15 protein-coding genes are annotated in these 18625 nt (G+C 71.8%); 12 read left to right on the top strand and 3 right to left on the bottom strand.

Annotated elements, in window-relative coordinates; translation table 11 throughout:
- The first annotated feature begins 28 nt into the window (after nt 1-28).
- The 9 genes from AC4D2E_RS00495 to purM all read left to right on the top strand — a co-directional run bounded on the left by AC4D2E_RS00495 (nt 29) and on the right by purM (nt 9333).
- A complete protein-coding gene (locus AC4D2E_RS00495) occupies nt 29-1702 on the top strand; it encodes a molybdopterin-dependent oxidoreductase (RefSeq protein WP_490951359.1) in 1674 nt (557 codons plus the stop codon).
- 115 nt (nt 1703-1817) lie between these two features.
- Nucleotides 1818-2822: an asparaginase gene (locus tag AC4D2E_RS00490; protein ID WP_490951358.1), complete on the top strand. Its 1005-nt coding sequence runs from the start codon at nt 1818-1820 to the stop codon at nt 2820-2822.
- Between the two features lie 12 nt (nt 2823-2834).
- A complete protein-coding gene (locus tag AC4D2E_RS00485; RefSeq protein ID WP_104168016.1) occupies nt 2835-3200 on the top strand; it encodes a sterol carrier family protein in 366 nt (121 codons plus the stop codon).
- Complete coding sequence (locus AC4D2E_RS00480; RefSeq protein WP_490951357.1) at nt 3197-4756, top strand: DUF2079 domain-containing protein; 1560 nt, start codon at nt 3197-3199, stop codon at nt 4754-4756. Before AC4D2E_RS00485 ends, AC4D2E_RS00480 begins: the two co-directional genes overlap by 4 nt.
- Nucleotides 4757-4775: 19 nt before the next feature.
- A complete protein-coding gene (locus tag AC4D2E_RS00475) occupies nt 4776-5207 on the top strand; it encodes a hypothetical protein (protein ID WP_490951356.1) in 432 nt (143 codons plus the stop codon).
- 99 nt (nt 5208-5306) lie between these two features.
- The gene (locus tag AC4D2E_RS00470; RefSeq protein WP_490910100.1) at nt 5307-5480 is read left to right on the top strand and encodes a DUF1059 domain-containing protein; all 174 of its coding nucleotides are present in this window, start codon (nt 5307-5309) and stop codon (nt 5478-5480) included.
- An 11-nt stretch (nt 5481-5491) separates the two neighbouring features.
- Nucleotides 5492-6613 (top strand): EAL domain-containing protein, encoded by a 1122-nt coding sequence (locus AC4D2E_RS00465; RefSeq protein ID WP_490951355.1) that lies wholly within the window; start codon nt 5492-5494, stop codon nt 6611-6613.
- Nucleotides 6614-6661: 48 nt separating this feature from the next.
- Nucleotides 6662-8221 (top strand): amidophosphoribosyltransferase, encoded by a 1560-nt coding sequence (gene purF / locus AC4D2E_RS00460; RefSeq protein WP_490951354.1) that lies wholly within the window; start codon nt 6662-6664, stop codon nt 8219-8221.
- Entirely contained in the window at nt 8218-9333 is a 1116-nt protein-coding gene (purM, locus tag AC4D2E_RS00455; RefSeq protein ID WP_490910103.1) for a phosphoribosylformylglycinamidine cyclo-ligase, read from the top strand. Before purF ends, purM begins: the two co-directional genes overlap by 4 nt.
- An 80-nt stretch (nt 9334-9413) precedes the next feature.
- Here purM and AC4D2E_RS00450 read toward each other — a convergent pair whose 3' ends face one another.
- Both AC4D2E_RS00450 and AC4D2E_RS00445 read right to left on the bottom strand, forming a co-directional pair.
- A complete protein-coding gene (locus tag AC4D2E_RS00450) occupies nt 9414-12449 on the bottom strand; it encodes an endo-1,4-beta-xylanase (RefSeq protein WP_490951353.1) in 3036 nt (1011 codons plus the stop codon).
- A 26-nt stretch (nt 12450-12475) separates the two neighbouring features.
- On the bottom strand, nt 12476-13615 hold the full coding sequence (locus AC4D2E_RS00445) for an endo-1,4-beta-xylanase (RefSeq protein ID WP_104168009.1): 1140 nt from the start codon (nt 13613-13615) through the stop codon (nt 12476-12478).
- 181 nt (nt 13616-13796) lie between these two features.
- Between AC4D2E_RS00445 and AC4D2E_RS00440 the strand changes: the two genes are divergently transcribed.
- The 3 genes from AC4D2E_RS00440 to AC4D2E_RS00430 all read left to right on the top strand — a co-directional run bounded on the left by AC4D2E_RS00440 (nt 13797) and on the right by AC4D2E_RS00430 (nt 17612).
- On the top strand, nt 13797-14822 hold the full coding sequence (locus AC4D2E_RS00440; protein WP_490951352.1) for a LacI family DNA-binding transcriptional regulator: 1026 nt from the start codon (nt 13797-13799) through the stop codon (nt 14820-14822).
- A 99-nt stretch (nt 14823-14921) separates the two neighbouring features.
- On the top strand, nt 14922-16112 hold the full coding sequence (xylA, locus tag AC4D2E_RS00435) for a xylose isomerase (protein ID WP_043441759.1): 1191 nt from the start codon (nt 14922-14924) through the stop codon (nt 16110-16112).
- A 3-nt stretch (nt 16113-16115) separates the two neighbouring features.
- Nucleotides 16116-17612, top strand: coding sequence for an FGGY family carbohydrate kinase (locus tag AC4D2E_RS00430; RefSeq protein WP_490951351.1), 1497 nt, complete (start codon nt 16116-16118; stop codon nt 17610-17612).
- A gap of 172 nt (nt 17613-17784) precedes the next feature.
- On the opposite strand, the gene AC4D2E_RS00425 is transcribed toward AC4D2E_RS00430, so the two are convergent.
- Nucleotides 17785-18600: an ANTAR domain-containing protein gene (locus AC4D2E_RS00425; protein WP_490951350.1), complete on the bottom strand. Its 816-nt coding sequence runs from the start codon at nt 18598-18600 to the stop codon at nt 17785-17787.
- Nucleotides 18601-18625: the final 25 nt, after the last annotated feature.

Genomic DNA, 18625 nt, shown 5'->3' with positions numbered 1-18625 from the left:
GGTCTCCGGACCTCTCCGAATACTTCCCATGAGCAACCTCTCGACGTCCCGCCGCGGCCTCCCCCTGCTGGCCGCGCTCGCCGGCATCATCGCCGCCGGCGTGGTGCTCGGCGTCGCCGAACTCGCCGGGGCCTTCTTCCGGGCGAGTGCCACCCCCGTCATCGCCATGGGATCCACCTTCATCGACTTCACCCCGCCGTGGATGAAGGACTTCGCCATCGCGACGTTCGGGACCGACGACAAGCTCGCCCTGCTCGTCGGCATGGGCATCACGATCGCGCTGCTGGCGGCCGCCCTCGGCATCGTGGCGTTCCGGCGGTGGGCGCTCGGCGTCGTCGGGGTGCTGTTGATGGGGGCCGTCATCCTGGCCTGCGTCCTCACCCGGGCCGGCGCCGCCCTGCCCGATGCCCTCCCGACGGCCGTCGGCACCGCCGCGGGCCTGCTGGCGCTGCGGCTGCTGATCGCCCGCCTGCGGCACGCGGCCGTCGTTCCCTCGCCCGACGGTCCCGCGTCGGGGGACGCCGCCGGCCGGACGGCCGTCGCGGAGGGCCATGGGACCGACCGGGACGACGGCGCACGCACCGGGGCCGTCGCGGTCGCACCACCGATCGCCGGTGCACCGGGCGCGGGCACGACCTCGCGCCGCGGGTTCTTCGCCGCCGCAGGCGTGACCGCCGTCGTCGCTGCCGTGGCCGCCGGCGGGGGCCGGCTGCTCGCGGGGGCGCGCAACGACGTCGCCGCGCTCCGGGACAGCCTGCAGTTCCCGGCTCCGGCCAGTCCCGCGCCGGCGCTGCCCGCGGGCGTGCAGTCGCCCGTGGCGGGCGTGACACCCTTCGTCACCCCGACCGGCGACTTCTACCGGATCGACACGGCGCTCAGCGTCCCGCAGCTCACCACCGACGACTGGGTGCTCCGCGTGCACGGCCTGGTGGAGGAGGAGTTCGAGCTCACGTTCCAGGACCTCCTAAACGCCGATCTCGTCGAACGCCACATCACCCTCACCTGCGTCTCCAACCCCGTGGGCGGCTACCTCGCCGGGACCGCGAAGTGGCTCGGCTACCCGCTGCGCGACGTCCTCGCCCGGGCCCGGCCGCTCGACGGTGCGGACATGGTCCTGTCCACGAGTTCGGACGGCTTCAGCGCCTCCACTCCCCTGCCCGTGCTGCAGGACGACCGCGACGCCATCCTCGCCGTCGCCATGAACGGTGAGCCGCTGCCCGTGGAGCACGGCTTCCCGGTCCGCATGGTGGTCCCCGGACTGTACGGGTACGTCTCGGCGACCAAGTGGGTCGTGGACCTGGAGGTCACGCGCTTCGCCGACCGGACGGCGTACTGGACGGACCGCGGCTGGTCCGAGCGGGGGCCCATCAAGACGATGGCACGCGTGGAGGTCCCGAGGTCCTTCGCGCAGGTGGACGGCGGCGCCGTCATGCTCGGCGGCGTCGCCTGGTCCCAGCAGCGCGGCATCACCGCGGTCGAGGTCTCGATCGACGGCGGCGACTGGGAGGCCGTCACGCTCGCCGCCGAGGCCTCCGTGGACACCTGGCGCCAGTGGTCGCACGAGGTCTCCCTCGAGTCCGGGCTGCACACGGTCAGGGCGCGGGCCACGGACGCCGTCGACGGCCTCCAGACCGACGAGCGCGCGGACACCGTTCCCGACGGCGCGTCCGGCTGGCAGTCGGTGCAGTTCACCGTGACGTAGCCGCCCGGCAGCTCCCGGACCTGCGCCCACCGGATGACCGTCCTCTCCGGTGGGCGCAGCCATGTCGACGGAGGATCCCCGCGGGTCGCCGCAGCGGATAGGGAATACTGGGACCATGCCCTCCACTTTCACTACGGCTGACGCCGTGGACTTCGCCGTCCTCGAACGCAACGGTTTCATCGAGTCCCGCCACGTGGGGGCCGCCGTCGTTCTCGCCGCCGACGGCTCCGTGGTCACCGGGCTCGGGGACATCACGAGCCCGATCTTCCCGCGGTCCACGCTCAAGCCGTTCCAGGCGCTGGCCAGCATGAAGGCGGGGGTCCCGCTGCGCGGACCGCAGGTGGCCCTCGCCGCGGCCAGCCACGTGGCCAGCAGGGAGCACATGGACGTGGTGAGGACCATGCTCGACGCCGCCGGCGTCACCGAGGACCACCTGCAGTGCCCTGCGGACTGGCCGCAGGACGAGGAGGCCCGCAACGAGCTCGTCCGCGGCGGCCTCGGCAAGCAGCGCATCGCCTTCAACTGCTCCGGCAAGCACGCGGCGTTCCTGTGGGCCTGCACGGAGAACGGCTGGGACACCGCCACGTACCTGGATCCCACCCACCCGCTGCAGCGCTCCGTGGCCTCCGTCATCGAGGAGTACACGGAGGAGTCCGTCGCCGCGTGGGGCGTGGACGGGTGCGGCGCGCCCGTCGCCGCCGTCTCGCTCACGGGCCTCGCCCGCGGGATCGGGAAGATCGCGAAGGCACCCTCGGACAAGCACGCGGACGCGCGGGCGGCGACGATCGCCACCGCGATGCTGGACTACCCCTGGGCCGTGCACGGCGCCGGCATGGAGAACTCCGTGGTCATGGAGGATCTCGGCGTGCTCGCCAAGAGCGGCGCCGAGGGCGTCCTCGTCCTCGCCGCCCCGACCGGCGCGACCCTGGCCCTGAAGGTCCTCGACGGCAACGCCCGCGCGGCGACCCTCGTGGGCCTCACGCTCCTCGCGGCATCCGGGGCGATCGACGCCGAGAAGGTCGGGGCCACCCTCGAGAAGGTCGTCTCCCCGGTCCTCGGCGGGGGCCGCTCCGTGGGCAGCCTGCGCCTCGCCGCCCCCGTCCTGGCCCTGCTCGACTAGGCGCGGCAGCGCATGGCACGACGACGCATCACCGGTGAGGACGGCCACCGCGCCCTGGCACAGGTGGCCGACGGCTCGGCCGGCCGCTCCGAACTCGCCATGGCGGTACGGTTCACCCTCGAGGAACTCGCGGAGCTCGCCCCCGGCAACAGCGTCGAGGTGCGGGTCCCTCCGTTCGGCGTCACCCAGTGCGTCGAGGGGCCCCGCCATACCCGGGGTACGCCTCCGAACGTGGTGGAGACCGATGCCACCACCTGGTTGGCGCTCGTCACCGGGGCCGTCGCGTGGCCGGACGCCGTGGCGGCGGGCAAGGTGGCGGCCTCCGGCGGGCGCGCCGACCTGAGCGCCTGGCTGCCCGTCGTCGGGCGCCGCCCGTGACCGGTGACGCCCCGAGCGCCGACCTGACGCCGCAGGTGGGCCCAGCGCAGGCGGGCCCGGTGCCCGGTGCCGGATCGGCGCCGCGCCGGACGACGGCGTCCCGCAGCAGACACGCCATCGATCCGGACCGGGAACCGGAGCGGCGGGATCGCCCCGCCACCCTCCGCGAGCGCTCGGCCGCGGCGATCCGCCGGCAGCCGCCCGGCGCCTGGCTGACGGGTGTCGCTGCCGCCCTCCTCTACACCGTCTTCTCCGTCACCCAGTGGAACCGGCTGGAGTCGCCGTCCTGGGATCTCGGGATCTTCACGCAGCTCGCCAAGGCCTATGCGGGCGCCGGTGCCCCGATCGTCCCCATCAAGGGCGAGGACTTCAACCTCCTGGGTGACCACTTCCACCCGCTGCTCGTGCTGCTGGGACCCGCGTACGCGGTCGCGCCGTCGGGCCTGACCCTCCTGATCGTGCAGAACCTGCTCCTCGGGCTGTCCGTGGCGGTCGTCGCGCGCACGGGCATGCGGCTCCTCGGGTCCGCCGCCGGCATCGCCGTCGGGATCGCCTATGCGCTGTCCTGGGGGCTGCAGTCCGCCGTCGCCGCGCAGTTCCACGAGATCGCGTTCGCCGTGCCGCTCCTGGCCCTCAGCCTCGAAGCCGTGCTGGCGCGGCGCGTGCTGCCCGCCGTCCTCTGGGGCGGCCTCCTCGTCTTCGTGAAGGAGGACCTCGGGCTCACCGTGATGGCCCTCGGGCTGGTCGTCGCGTGGCGGCTGCGGGCGGTCACCGGCCTGTGGCTCGCCGTCTGGGGGGCACTGTGGCTGGTCCTCTCCGTGCGCGTGATCCTGCCGGCGCTCAACGCCGCCGGCCAGTACGACTACTCGGACCGGATCGACGCCGGTGCGATGATCGCGGACCCGGCCGGCGCCGTCGTCGGCCTCCTCACCGGCACCGCGAAACACGAGACGCTCCTGCTGCTCCTGCTCGCCGGCGGCGTCCTGTTCCTCCGCTCGTCGCTGAGTTTGGTCCTCCTGCCCACCCTGCTGTGGCGGTTCGCCTCCGGCCAGGAGGGGTACTGGGGGCCGGAGTGGCACTACAGCGCGGTCCTCATGCCCGTGCTCTTCCTCGGCCTGGTGGACGGCGTGCACTCCCTCCGGAGCAACCGCCGCCGCTGGGTGCGGTCCGCCGCGCTGCTGGGGGTGCCCGCCGCCGTCGCCGCCTGCCTGGTCCTGCTGCCGGGCCAGAAGCTCGCCGTCCTCGCGGAGGCGGACACGTACCGTCAGTCCGCGCGCTGGGACGCCGCCCACCGCATGATGGGCCTCATCCCCGAGGGTTCCACGGTGGAGAGCGGCGTGGTGCTCATGGCGTACCTCGTGCCGGAGACGCGCGTGTACTGGCTCGGCAACACGAACCCCGCGCCCGACTACCTGATCGTCGACGCCGACGACTGGAGCTGGGGTGCCACCCGCCCGGCCGACGCCGAGGCCCACGCCGAGCAGCGGTTCCCGGGAACGGACTACACCCCGGTGTTCGACGAGGCGGGCTACCAGCTCGTGCGGCTGGAACGCTGACGCCCGGTAGCCTTAAAGCATGACCTCCGAGCAGCCGCACACCTCCCCCGACCAGCCGGACCAGCGGGGCGACGATCAGGCACCCGCGGACGCTCGGCCCGTCCCGGCGGACCGACCGGCCGATCTCCCGGACACACCGGTCCGCGACGTCCCGCCCGCGGACGCGCCGCCGCTCACACCGGCCGTCCGCGAGGTGACCGTCCGCCGGGCGCCGAAGTTCGTGCCCTTCATGGCGGTCGGCGCGATCCTCGGTTTCGTCGCCGCCCTGGTGCTCGCCTACACCGGCCCGGAGGATCCGACCCTCACGCGCGAGTCCGTCCTCGGGTTCTTCACCGTGGCCTTCGCCCTGCCCGGGCTGCTCCTCGCCGCGCTGCTGGTGCTCGTCATCGACCGCCGCAGCATCAGGCGCGCCGAGCGGGCGCGGGCGGAGCGCACGGACGACGACGCCTGAGACCCTCCACCGGCGGATGCCGCTGCTTACACCCCGGGCCGGGGTGACGACAGTAAGGCGTGATGGGGAAACCATCGAGCGGGAGAAGAGGACTGTGCCATGAAGCTATTCGCATGTGGAGATGTCGTACCGGGCTGCGACGCCCGCTGGATCTGCAGCACGGAGGATGAGATCCTCGCCGCGGTGGGGGCCCACGCCGCCTCGGCCCACGGCCTGACGGAGATCACGCCCGAGCTCGTCGGTGCGGTCCGCGGCAGCATGGCCACCGCCTGAGCCCGCTCCCGGTGGAGCCCCTCGACCGGACGGTGGCCGCGCGGGAGTCCGCCGAGCTGGCCGCCGCGTGCCTCGGCGAGGGGATCACCTCCGCCTACCAGCCCATCATCGACACCGCCCGCGGCACGGTGGTGGGCTACGAGGCCCTCGTCCGCTTCCCGGGGTACGGCGAGAAGGATCCCGAGGCGTGGTTCGCCCGGGCGCGGCGCGCGGGGCGGGCGGCGGACCTCGAAGCGGCGGCGCTCCGCAGCGCCTTCGTGCACCGGGGAACGCTCCCGCCGAACTGCTTCCTCACCGTGAACGTCTCGCCCGCCCTGCTCACCTCACCCGAGGTGCGGCAGGTCTGGGCCGACCAGGGGCCCCTCGGCGGCGTCGTCGTGGAGCTGACGGAGCAGACACCCATCGATTCCTACCTCCACCTGGAACCGCACCTGAACGCCCTGCGTGCGGCCGGTGCCATGATCGCCGTCGACGACGCCGGGTCCGGCTACGCGGGCCTGCAGCACCTGCTCGCGCTGCGGCCGGCCATCATCAAGATGGACCGCGAACTGGTGCGCGGCATCGACACGGACGAGGCCAAGCGTGCCCTGATGGAGATGATCGGGCTCTTCGCCGGCAGGGTCGACGCCTGGATCCTCGCGGAGGGCATCGAGCGGATCGAGGAACTCGACACCCTGACCGCCCTCGGGGTCCCGCTCGTGCAGGGGTACCTGCTGGGCCGGCCCGCGCCGCCCTGGCAGGGCCTCGACCTCGACCTCGCGCTCCGTCTGTCCACCCGGGCGCGCGATGCCACCGCGTCGACGGTCCGCGGCGTCGTCGAACCGGCGCCGACCGCACCCTCCCCCGGCGCGGCGGCGGCCCTGTTCACGAACGACCCGGACCTCACCGACGTCGTGCTCCTCGACGGGCGGAGACCGCGGGCGGTGCTCACCGAGGAGGCGGCCCGCCTGGGAGTCGTCACCACCGGCCTGGTCGTCAACGTGGACACCCCGATCAACGAGGCCCTCGCCCGCTCCGTGACCCGGGAGGCCGGCTCCCGCTTCGCTCCGCTGCTGGTGACCGACAACGCGGGGCGATTCGTCGGGATCGCCCGGATGGAACGGCTGATCGGGAAGCTGGCCGGCACGAAATAACCGGGGCCGGAAGAAGGGCGGCAGACCGTACCGTGAGAGAATGGCGGCATGCTGCGCGGCGACGGACACCTCTCCCATGATCTTCTTCCCGGCGAAAAAGGACCCCAGGACGCCTGCGGCGTCTTCGGAGTCTGGGCGCCCGGCGAGGAGGTCGCCAAGCTCGCCTACTACGGCCTGTACGCGCTGCAGCACCGCGGCCAGGAGTCGGCGGGCATCGCCACGAGCGACGGCCACCGGATCAACGTGTACAAGGACATGGGCCTCGTGTCCCAGGTCTTCGACGAGTCCACGCTCAACACCCTGACCGGGCACATCGCCGTCGGCCACTGCCGCTACTCCACCACCGGGTCCTCGCACTGGGCCAACGCGCAGCCCACCCTCGGCGCCACCGCGGCGGGCACCGTGGCCCTCGCCCACAACGGCAACCTCACCAACTCGGCCGAGCTCCACCAGATGGTCCTCGCCCGCCACGGCAAGCCGCGCGCCGGCGAGATGGCGCAGGGCAACACCACGGACACCGCCCTCGTCACCGCGCTCCTGGCCGGGGACGACGACCGCTCCCTCGAGCAGACGGCCCTGGCGCTGCTGCCGAGCATCCGCGGCGCGTTCTGCTTCGTGTTCATGGACGAGGGGACGCTCTACGCCGCCCGGGACACCTACGGCGTGCGCCCCCTCGTCCTCGGCCGGCTCGAGCGCGGCTGGGTGGTCGCCTCCGAGCAGGCGGCCCTCGCCACCGTCGGCGCCAGCTTCATCCGGGAGATCGAGCCCGGCGAGTTCATCGCGATCGACGAGGACGGCGTGCGCAGCAGCCGCTTCGGCTCCCCCACCCCCGCCGGCTGCGTCTTCGAGTACGTGTACCTGGCCCGACCCGACGCCGCGATCGCCGGGCGCTCCGTGTACGAGGCCCGCGTGGAGATGGGCCGCCAGCTGGCCCGCGAGAACACGGCCGAAGCGGACATCGTGATCCCCGTCCCGGAGTCCGGGACGCCCGCCGCCGTCGGCTTCGCCGAGGAGTCCGGCATCCCCTTCGCCCACGGCTTCGTGAAGAACGCCTATGTGGGCCGTACCTTCATCCAGCCCAGCCAGACGCTGCGCCAGCTCGGCATCCGGCTCAAGCTCAACGCCCTCGAATCCGTCATCCGCGGCAAGCGCATCATCGTGGTGGACGATTCCATCGTCCGCGGCAACACGCAGCGCGCCGTCGTCCGGATGCTGCGCGAGGCCGGTGCCGCCGAGGTCCACGTCAAGATCTCCTCGCCGCCGGTGCGCTGGCCCTGCTTCTACGGCATCGACTTCGCGTCCCGCGCGGAGCTCATCGCGAACGGCGCGGCGATCGACGAGATCAGCAAGTCCGTCGGCGCCGACAGCCTCGCCTACATCTCCGAGGACGGCATGATCGATGCCACCCAGCAGCCCCGCGAGCGCCTCTGCACGGCCTGCTTCACCGGGACGTACCCCATCGAACTGCCCGGCGACGACCGCCTGGGCAAGAACCTGCTCGAGCGCCTCGACCCGGCCGACCGGTCCGGTGCGGTGGGCTGCGATCCCGGGCCGGACGCCGAATTCGAAGCCGTACTGACCGACGACGACAAGAAGGAGCGGGTATGAGCGCGCCCCACCCGATCACCTACGCCAGCGCAGGAGTGGACGTCGAAGCGGGTGACCGCGCCGTCGAGCTCATGAAGGACGCCGTCCGGGCCACGCACGGCGAGCAGGTGATCGGCGGGGTGGGCGGTTTCGCCGGGCTCTTCGACGTCTCCCGCCTCCTCACCTACACGCGCCCGCTGCTCGCGACGTCGACCGACGGCGTGGGCACCAAGGTCGCGATCGCGCAGGCCATGGACATCCACGACACCATCGGGTTCGACCTCGTGGGGATGGTCGTGGACGACATCGTGGTGGTCGGCGCGGAGCCGCTGTTCATGACGGACTACATCGCGTGCGGGAAAGTGGTCCCCGAGCGGATCGCGGACATCGTCCGCGGCATCGCGGCCGGCTGCTCGGTGGCCGGCACCGCCCTGGTGGGCGGGGAGACCGCGGAGCACCCGGGGCTGCTCGGCGAGCACGAGTACGACGTCGCGGGAGCCGCGACCGGCGTGGTCGAGGCGGACCGCGTCCTCGGCCCCGAGCGCGTCCGGGCGGGCGACGTCGTGATCGGCATGGCCTCCTCCGGCCTGCACTCCAACGGCTACTCCCTCGTCCGCCGCGTCATCAACCAGGCCGGGTGGTCGCTGGACCGGCAGGTCTCCGAACTCGGGCGGACGCTCGGCGAGGAACTGCTCGAGCCCACGCGGGTCTACGCCGCGGACTGCCTCGCCCTCGCCCGGAACGACGCCGCGCAGGTGCACGGGTTCAGCCACGTCACCGGCGGCGGGCTCGCGGCGAACCTCGCCCGCGTTCTGCCGCGCGGGCTCGAGGCCACCGTGGACCGCTCCACCTGGGGGCTTCCCCCGATCTTCACGATCGTCTCGCAGCTCGGGTCCGTCCCGCTGCCGGACCTCGAGCGCACCCTCAACCTCGGCGTCGGCATGGTGGCGATCGTGGGGGCCGCGGGCGCCGACGCCGCCCTGGCCCAGCTGAACGCGGCCGGCGTCCCGTCCTGGGTGATGGGCAGCGTGCAGGTGACCGGCAGCGGGAGCACAGACGGACCCGACTACGTCCAGGGCGCCAAGGGCGTGGACGGCGGCTCCGTGCGGCTCCTCGGCGCCTACGCCTCCTGACGGACACCGACGACGAAGCCCCTGCCCTCCGGAGAGGACAGGGGCTTCGTCGTGCCAGCCGAGGCGGCCGCGGGACCGTATCAGGGCTTGCCGGGCTGCTTGCGGGTCACGACGACGTCGAACGAGCTGGTGCGGGTGTTGCCCGCCTCGTCCGTGGCGGTGCAGGTGACCGTCGTGACACCGATGACGAAGCGGGAGCCCGACGCCGGATCACAGTCCAGCGGGACCGCCCCGTCGAGGGTGTCGATGGCGGACGGCAGGGTGTACTTCACCTTCGCGCCGCTGGCACCGTTGGAGACCGCCCGGACGTCCGACTGGCCGGCGATCCGGGGCGGCAGCACGTCGGCCGGCCGCGCGGGCAGGCGGGACGGATCGACGATGCCCCAGTACGCCGGGGTGACCTGCAGGTCGTCGTCGAACGGCAGCGGCTGTTCCCACGGCCGGGCCATCGGCCACGTGCGCAGCCAGGTGCGGGCGTTGCTGATGCCCCAGAAGGTCACCGAGTCGACGGACTCGTTGTGCTCCCGCAGCATCGCGAACAGGTCGCGGTAGTAGTACCCGACCTCGGCCGCCGCGTCCGCGTCGTCCTCGAACGCCGGACTGTACGGATCCTGCGGGGCGCCGCTGACATCGGCGCCCTGGTTCTCCGTGGAGGCGTTCACGTCGAGTTCCGTGATGGCCTGCAGCAGCTCCGGGTTCAGTCGCTCCACGGCCACGATGGAGTCCTCGAGCCACTCCACCGGCCGGGCGACGTCCACGTGGGCCTGGTGCCCCACGCCGTCGATCGGCACGCTGCGCGCCTCCAGTGCCCGGATCAGGTCGAGGTAGTCGGCGCGCTTCTCCGGCATCTCGGTGTTGTAGTCGTTGATGAACAGGGCCGCGTCGGGGAAGTAGCGGTCCGCCAGGCGGAAGGCCTCGTCCACGAAGCCCTCGCCGAGCACCTGGAACCACCGGCTGTCCCGCATGTCGTGCGGATTGGCCGTGTCTCCGTCGGCGATGACCTCGTTGACGACGTCCCAGGCCCAGATGGGGCTGTCTCCGTCGGGGTAGCGCGCGTCGATGTGGTCCGCGATGCCCTTGATGTGGGCTTCCATGCGGGCCTTCAGCAGTGCCTGGTCGGCAGGGCTGTCCGTCAGGTCGCGGCTGCCGTCCTTGAAGAACCACGCCGGGGTCTGCGAATGCCAGGCGAGCACGTGTCCGTAGACCTGCACGTTGTTGGCATCGGCGAAGTCCAGCAGCTGGTCCAGCTGGGCGAAGGAGAACTGACCCTCGACCGGCTGCACGCTCTCGGGCTTGCCCGCGTTCTCGGGGGTGATGGCGTTGAAATGCTTGCGGACGAGGTCCGCCGCCGTCCCCACGGTCTCCCGGGCGTCGACGGCGACACCGACGTGCTCGATCCCGTCCGCCCCGAGGACGTCCTTGAGCCCGGGCACATCGGTCTGGATGGGCTTCTCGCCGAACGCGGCGAGGCTGAAGTCGTCGAGGAGGAAGTCGACGCCGACGGGCCCCTCGACGTAGATCTGCGCCTTGTCGGCTGCCGCCCCGAGGGTGTAGGTACCCTTCAGCTGCGTCCAGCCGTCGGCCGTGACGGTCGCCGCGGCGCCCGCCACACCCTCGTACGCACTTGCACCGCCGTTGTCGCGCTGCACGGACACCTTGAGGGAGGCGGGTGTCTGGCCCGGAGCGAGTTTCGCCCAGACCGACACCTCCACCGCTGATCCCACGGGAAGTCCCGCGGTGACGTCGAGGGCCGCGCCGTGCCAGGGCTGGGTGCGGTCGGTGACGAGCAGGCTGCCGGTCCCGGTCCGGGCATCGCTGCCGGCGCTGACCTGCACGCCGTCGCCCCGTGCCGTCCAGCCGTCCGTCCCGGTCTCGAACCCGCTCGTGACCCCGGTCGCCTGCCCGGCGCCGCCGGTCGGCAGGGCGAAGGTCCAGCCCTCGGCCAGCTTCTCGCTCACGACGGTCGCCACGGCCTTGACCGTGGTGGACCGGTCGCCGCCGCCGTCGTGCGCGAGCACCACGGCACCGGGCGTGAAGGCCCGGCGGAGGTTCTCGGTGAGCGTGGTCTCGCTGAGGTCGTTGCCGTCCCAGTCGGAGATGACGTTCCCGAGGCCGAGCGGCTGCATGCCGAGCGCCGCGGCCACCTCGCCGGTGGCACCCCAGCTGCCGTTCGGCGCCCGGAAGTACGGCACCGGGAGGGCGGGGTCACCCGCGGCGGCGCGGATGATGCGGAGGTTCTCCTTCAGGTCCGTTTCGACCTGCGCCTGCGTCCACGAGCCCATGTCCGCGTAGGACGTGCCGTGGTTGCACAGCGTGTGCCCTTCGGCGACGATCCGCCGGAGCAGGTCCGCCCCGCCGTCCGCCTGCACGTTCTGGCCGATGACGCAGAAGGTCGCGGTGATGCCCTTGTCCCTCAGGAGGTCGAGGACCGCGGCGGTCTCTCCGGGGTTGGGGCCGTCGTCGAAGGTGAGGGCGACGACGTTCCCGGTGCCGCGGGCCGAGGCGAGAGGCGTGGTGGTGGGGTTGGCGGCCCCGCCGGGGATGAAGGCCGGATCCGGCGTGGGCTCCCAGGCTCCGCCGTCGCCGGGCCCGGCGGTGCCGGTGATCACGACGTCGTCCACGAGGTAGTCGTAGGGCGCACCGAGGTCTCCTGTCCCGAGGTAGGCGCGCAGTGTGGCGGGGTCGGCACCCGCAGGGGCGTTGAACGTGCCGCTCACCGTGGTCCACGCATCGGCCGACACCGTGGTGTTGCCCACCCAGCTGTATGCGGGTTCGACGACGAAGCGTGCCGACGTCGTCGTCCCGGGGGCGGCGGACAGCTTCACCTGCGCCGAGAAGGAGTAGGTGCCCCCGGCCTGCAGGAGGTTCGCAGGCGTCTTGATGCCGTCGTAGTCGTTGGCCCTGCCCGTGACCAGCAGCGCCTTGTCGCCGTCGGCGTCGACCACCGAGAGGGCGGCACCGCCGTTCTGGACCAGCGGCCCGAAGGCGCCGTCCTCGAAGTCCTCGGTGAGGAGCACTGCCGGCTCCTCGGCGTTCGCCGCGGGCAGCGCCAGGGCGCCGGCTCCGGCCACCAGGCCGAAGGCCGTGGCGCCCGCGATCAGACAACGTCGTCTCATGGTTCTTCCTGTCCTGTCGTCGATCATCAGCGGTTGCCGCGACCGGGGGACGCCTGCTCGAGGGTGTCCTGCAGCGCGTAGTAGGCGGGCTTGCGGGTGAAGTCGTTCCACATGACCGTCGCCTCCCCTTCGCCGCTGAAGAACACAGGCACCCAGGAGTACTTGTCGGTGAAGCCCCAGATGGTGAAGGAGTTGCACTCGTCGACGCTCACGCACGCGTCGAGGGCGCGCTGGTAATAGCTCGCCTGCGTCGCGAGCTGGGCGTCCGTGGGCGAGGTCCCCGCCGCGACGTCCATGCGCACGTCGATCTCCGTGATCGCCGTCTCGAGGCCCAGGTCGTCGAAGCGCTGCAGGTTGGCCTGCAGGTCGCCCGGGAAGCCGTACCGCGTGCTCAGGTGGCCCTGGATGGCGAAGCCGTCCACGGGGACGCCCTGGGCCTGCAGGCGCGGGATCAGTTCGAGGTAGGCGTTGCTCTTCGCGTTGATGCCTTCGACGCCGTAGTCGTTGAAGAACAGCTTGGCCTTGGGATCCGCCTCGTGCGCCCAGCGGAACGCGTCGGCGATGATCTCGGGGCCGAGCTCCCGGATCCAGATGTTGTCCGTGGTGCGCAGCGTCCCATCCCCGTTGAAGATCTCGTTGGCGACGTCCCACTGCTGGATCTTGCCCGCGTACCGGCCCACCACGGTCTGGATGTGGTCCTTGAGGATGGCGCGCAGCTCGTCCTTCGTGAAGTCGCCCTCCTCGAGCCAGGCCGGGTTCTGGCTGTGCCAGAACAGGGTGTGGCCGCGGACCACCTGCTTGTTCTCCTGGGCGAACCGCACGATCGCGTCCATCTCGGCGAACCGGTAGGTGCCCTGCTCCGGGTGGACGAACTCCCACTTCAGCTGGTTCTCGGGTGAGACCGAGTCGAATTCCGCCGCGAGGCGTTCGCGGTACTCCTGGTCGAAGGTGAACGGATCCGGGTAGGGCTGCGTCTCGTGGTGGCCGCCGCCTGCGACGGCGGTGCCGATCTTCAGGTCCTGCGGGGCCACCCAGCGGAGGGTGTCCTTCTTCTCGATCCCCTGCGGCCGGGGCGGCTGGTGCTGCGCCGCGAGTGCCGGCGCCGCCGCGGGAACAATCATGGCGGACGCGAGGACTGCCGCGGCGATGGATGAACGAACCTGCATGAGCTCTCCTTTGAGGTACCTGAGGCACGGTGGCCGATCCGATGATCAGCAGATTTCCGGAAGTTTCCGGAAATACCGTTGCTGTAGGTTAGGAACACCGCACCCCGGAGGTCAAGGGTGCGTCGAGTTCCGAACCCGGGGATGCCCTGCTGCAGCGTCGGGGCTTCCCAAGGAGGACGACATGCAGGAGAATGCCCAGCCCGCAGTCACGATCTCCGCCATCGCCGCCGCGGCGGGCGTGTCGATCCCCACGGTGTCCCGCGTCCTGAACGGCCGGTCCGATGTCGCCCCCGCGACCCGCGAGCGCGTCGAGGTCCTGCTGCGGGAGTACGGCTACCGGCGGCGCGGAGCGGGCCGGCCGGCGTCGTCCGGGCTGGTGGACCTGGTGTTCAACGATCTCGACAGCCCGTGGGCGGTCGAGATCATCCGCGGCGTCGAGGAGTCGCTGAACGCCGAGGGCCTGTCCGTGGTGGTCTCGGCGATCCACCGCCGCGGCGGCAGCGACTCGACACGCAAGTGGCTCGACACCCTCGGTGCCCGCGCCAGCGACGGCGCCATCCTCGTGACGACGGACCTGGATTCCTTCCTGCATGCGGAACTGCAGCGCCTCAACCTGCCCCTCGTCGTCGTGGATCCGGCCGGTGTGCCCGACCTGGAGGTACCGACCATCGGAGCGACCAACTGGACGGGTGCCGTCACCGCGACCGAGCACCTCCTCCAGCACAACCATCGCCGGGTCGGGTTCGTCGCGGGCCGCCCGGGCCTGTGGTGCAGCAGGGCACGCCTCGACGGCTACCGGGCCGGGCTCGATGCCGCCGGCATCGCCTTCGACCCGGAGCTCGTCATCGGCGGGGACTTCGACTACGCCTCGGGTTTCGCCGCCGGCACGGAGCTCCTCACGCAGTCCGACCGGCCGACCGCCATCTTCGCGGCCAGCGACCAGATGGCCCTCGGGGTGTACGAGGCGGCGCGCCAGCAGGGACTGCGCATCCCGGACGACCTCAGCGTGATCGGCTTCGACGACCTCCCCGAGGCCGGCTGGGCCTCGCCGCCCCTGACGACCGTGCGCCAGCCCCTCTCCGAGATGGGGAGCCTCGCAGCCCGCACGCTCGTCCGCCTCATCCGCGGCGAGGCGGTGGAGAGCCCGCGCATCGAGCTCTCCACGCGGCTCGTCCAGCGGTCGAGCGTCCGCGCCCTGCACCCGTAGGGCACCCGGGGCAAGTGCGGCGTCGTGCTTGACTCTGGGCCCAAACCTAATATGTTTGTAACGGCAACATATTAATCACACACACTTCTGGAGCACTCAATGACGATCGAGCCCACCCGTGACGACAAATTCTCCTTCGGCCTCTGGACGGTGGGCTGGGAGGCCCAGGACCAGTTCGGTTCCGCGACCCGCGCGCCCCTCGACGTGGTCGAGGCCGTCAACCGCCTGAGCGACCTCGGCGCCTACGGCATCACCTTCCACGACAACGACCTCTTCCCCTTCGGCTGCTCGGCAGCGGACCGCCAGCGCGAGATCGACCGGCTCACCGGCGTGCTGAAGTCCACCGGCATGGTGGTCCCCATGGTCACCACCAACCTGTTCAGCCACCCGGTCTTCAAGGACGGCGGCTTCACCAGCAACGACCGCGGCGTCCGCCGCTTCGCCCTCCGCAAGGTCCTGGACAACATCGATCTCGCCGCCGAGCTCGGCGCCAAGACGTTCGTCATGTGGGGCGGCCGTGAAGGCAGCGAGTACGACGCCGCCAAGGACATCCGCGGAGCCCTCGAGCGCTACCGCGAAGCCGTGAACCTGCTCGGCGACTACGTCACCGACAAGGGCTACGACATCCGCTTCGCGATCGAGCCCAAGCCCAACGAACCGCGCGGTGACATCCTCCTACCCACGCTCGGCCACGCGATGGCCTTCATCGAGACCCTCGAGCGCCCCGAACTGGTCGGCATCAACCCCGAGACCGGTCACGAGCAGATGGCGGGCCTGAACTTCACCCACGGCATCGCGCAGGCCCTCTACCAGGGCAAGCTCTTCCACATCGACCTCAACGGCCAGCGCAGCATCAAGTTCGACCAGGACCTCGTGTTCGGTCACGGCGACCTGCAGAACGCGTTCTCGCTCGTGGACCTGCTGGAGAACGGCGGCCCCACGGGCGGCCCGTCCTACGACGGACCGCGCCACTTCGACTACAAGCCCAGCCGCACCGAGGACATGGACGGCGTGTGGGACTCGGCGGCCGCGAACATGCAGACCTACCTGCTCCTGAAGGAGCGCGCGGCCGCGTTCCGTGCCGACCCCGAGGTCCAGGCGGCCCTCACGGCTTCCCGGGTGTCCGAGATCAACGAGCCCACGCTCAACGAGGGCGAGGGCTACGAGGCCCTCCGCGCGGACCGCGCCTCCTACGAGGACTTCGACGCCGACGCCTACTTCAACGGCAAGGGCTTCGGGTTCGTGAAGCTGCAGCAGCTCTTCATCGAGCACCTGCTCGGAGCCCGCTGACCCATGGCCCTCGTTGCCGGCGTCGACTCCTCGACGCAGAGCTGCAAGGTCGTCGTCGTGGACACCGCGACCGGCGCCGAGGTCCGCACCGGCCGTGCCCTCCATCCGGAGGGCACGGAGGTGGACCCGGAGGCCTGGTGGCGGGCACTGCGTGCCGCGCTGGAGTCCGCGGACGGCCTCGGGGACGACGTCGACGCGCTCGCCGTCGCGGGCCAGCAGCACGGGATGGTGCTGCTGGGCCGTGACGGCAGGGTGCTCCGCGATGCACTGCTGTGGAACGACACCCGGTCCGCGGACGCCGCCCGGGACCTGATCGGCGAACTCGGGCTCGGGGAGATCGTCGCCCGGACCGGTCTGGCGCCCGTGGCCTCCTTCACCGGCGCCAAGGTGCGGTGGGTGCGGGACGCCGAACCCGACGTCGTCCCGGCCATCGCGGCCGTGGCGCTCCCCCACGACTGGCTGACCTGGCGGCTCCGCGGATTCGGCCCGGAGGGCGAGTCGCCGCTCGGGCCCGTGCTGGAGGAACTCGTGACCGACCGCTCGGATGCGAGCGGGACCGGCTACTGGAGCCCCGCGGCGGACGCGTACGACCTCGCGCTGTTCGAGCACATGCTCGGTCGTCCGGGCCGTGAGGCCCGCACCGGCCGTGGGGCGGAGGGTGACGGGGAGACCCGTCCGGACGCGGTGGTCCTCCCCCGCGTGCTCCGCGCGGATCAGGCTGCAGGCGCCGTCCACCCCTCCTTCACCGCATCGGGTGACCGACGCATCGTGGTCGGCGCGGGCGCGGGCGACAACGCGGGTGCCGCCCTCGGGCTCGGCGCGGAGGAGGGCGACGTCGTGGTGTCCCTCGGCACCAGCGGCACGGTCTTCGCCGTCGCCGCCGACGCCGTCGCGGACACGAGCGGGACCGTTGCCGGGTTCGCCGATGCCAGCGGGCTGTTCCTGCCGCTGGTGGCCACCCTCAACGCGGCGCGCGTCCTGTCCTCGGTCGCGGGGATCCTCGGAGTGGACCATGACGGGTTCGCGGAGCTGGCCAGGACCGCCGGGCCGGGCTCGGACGGCGTCGTCCTCGTGCCCTACTTCGAGGGAGAGCGCACGCCGAACCTCCCGACGGCGAAGGCCAGCTTCCACAACCTCAGCATCGGGTCCGCCACGAGGCAGAACCTGGCCCGGGCGGCGATCGAGGGCATGCTGTGCGGACTGGCCGATGCCCTGGACGCGGTGCGTGCCACCGGCGTGCAGCCGCGCCACCTGCTGCTGATCGGTGGTGCCGCCCAGAACACGGCCGTGCAGGAGGTGGCGGCGCAGGTGTTCGACCTGCCCGTGCGCATCCCGGCACCCGGCGAGTACGTGGCGCGGGGAGCCGCGGTCCAGGCTGCGTGGGCCCTGACGGGCACGCGGCCGTCCTGGACGCTCGGGACCGTGGAGGACCGCGCCGTCGATCATCGGCCGGTCATCCGCGAGCAGTACCGGACGGCGGTCGGGTCCCTCCGGTTCTGAGGTCCCCGGAAACGACGGGAGGCACCATCCGATCGGGTGGCGCCTCCCGTCGTCCGGGCGATACGGGGCCCGCGGGCGACGCGGCTGCAGGAGTAGGCGACGAACAGGATGACCGCCACGACGGTGCCCCTGCCGGCCGCAACGTGTCCCTTCCGGTCGACGCGCGGCTCCCCTAGTGCGCGGTCTTCTTCCCCGGCAGTTCACCGCTGGTGATGAGGTGATCGGCGACGTCCCTCAGCTTGATGTTGCTGCGCTGGCTGGCCATGGACAGCACGAAGAACGCCTGGTCCCCCGTCACTTTGTGGCGTTCCATGAGGATGCCCTTGGCCTGGCCGATGGCGTCCCTCGAATTGACGGCTGCATGGAGTTGCTGGCTCTTCTCGGCCTCGGCGAACGCCACGGCGGCATGGGAGGCGACCAGCAGGCCCACGTTCTCCGACTCGTCCGTGAACGCGTCGGCCTCGTACGAGTAGAGGTTCAGCGCCCCCAGGTCGTCGCCTTCGACCCACAGCTGGATCGAGAGCATCCCCTTGGCGCCGGCCTCGGCGGCCCGCTGCGCGAACAGCGGCCACCGCTCCTCGTGCGCCATGTCGGGGACCCGCACCGTCCGGTGCTCGTACGCCGCTTCCAGGCACGGCCCCTCCCCGGTCTCCATCTGCAGCGCGTCGATGCGTACCGGGAGATCACCGGAGGGGGCGCGGGAACCGACGTTCTTCCGGCCGGTGACGACGCTGACGGAGCCTTCGTCGACCCCGGGGATCAGGTCGAGGGCCGCGTGGACGAAGCCGGCGAGGATCGCGTCCGAGTCGGGTTCCTGCTGCAGCGACCGGGCGAGCTCGGCCAGTTCCGTGGCGAGATCGCGCTCCCGGTCGTTGTCGCCGTGATGTGACGACGGCCTGCCCCTGCCCTTGCTCTGGTTCTTGCTCGTCGCGGCGACCTCTCCGGCTGTCGTGCCCTCCTGGACGCGGCCTTCACTGTGCTTAGTCATAGGGATCATCGTGTCAGATGGAGCG

This window comes from Arthrobacter sp. TJ-265 (assembly GCF_058269135.1).
The sequence above is the reverse complement of the archived record's forward strand: the minus strand, read 5'-3'. Positions and strand labels throughout refer to the sequence as shown.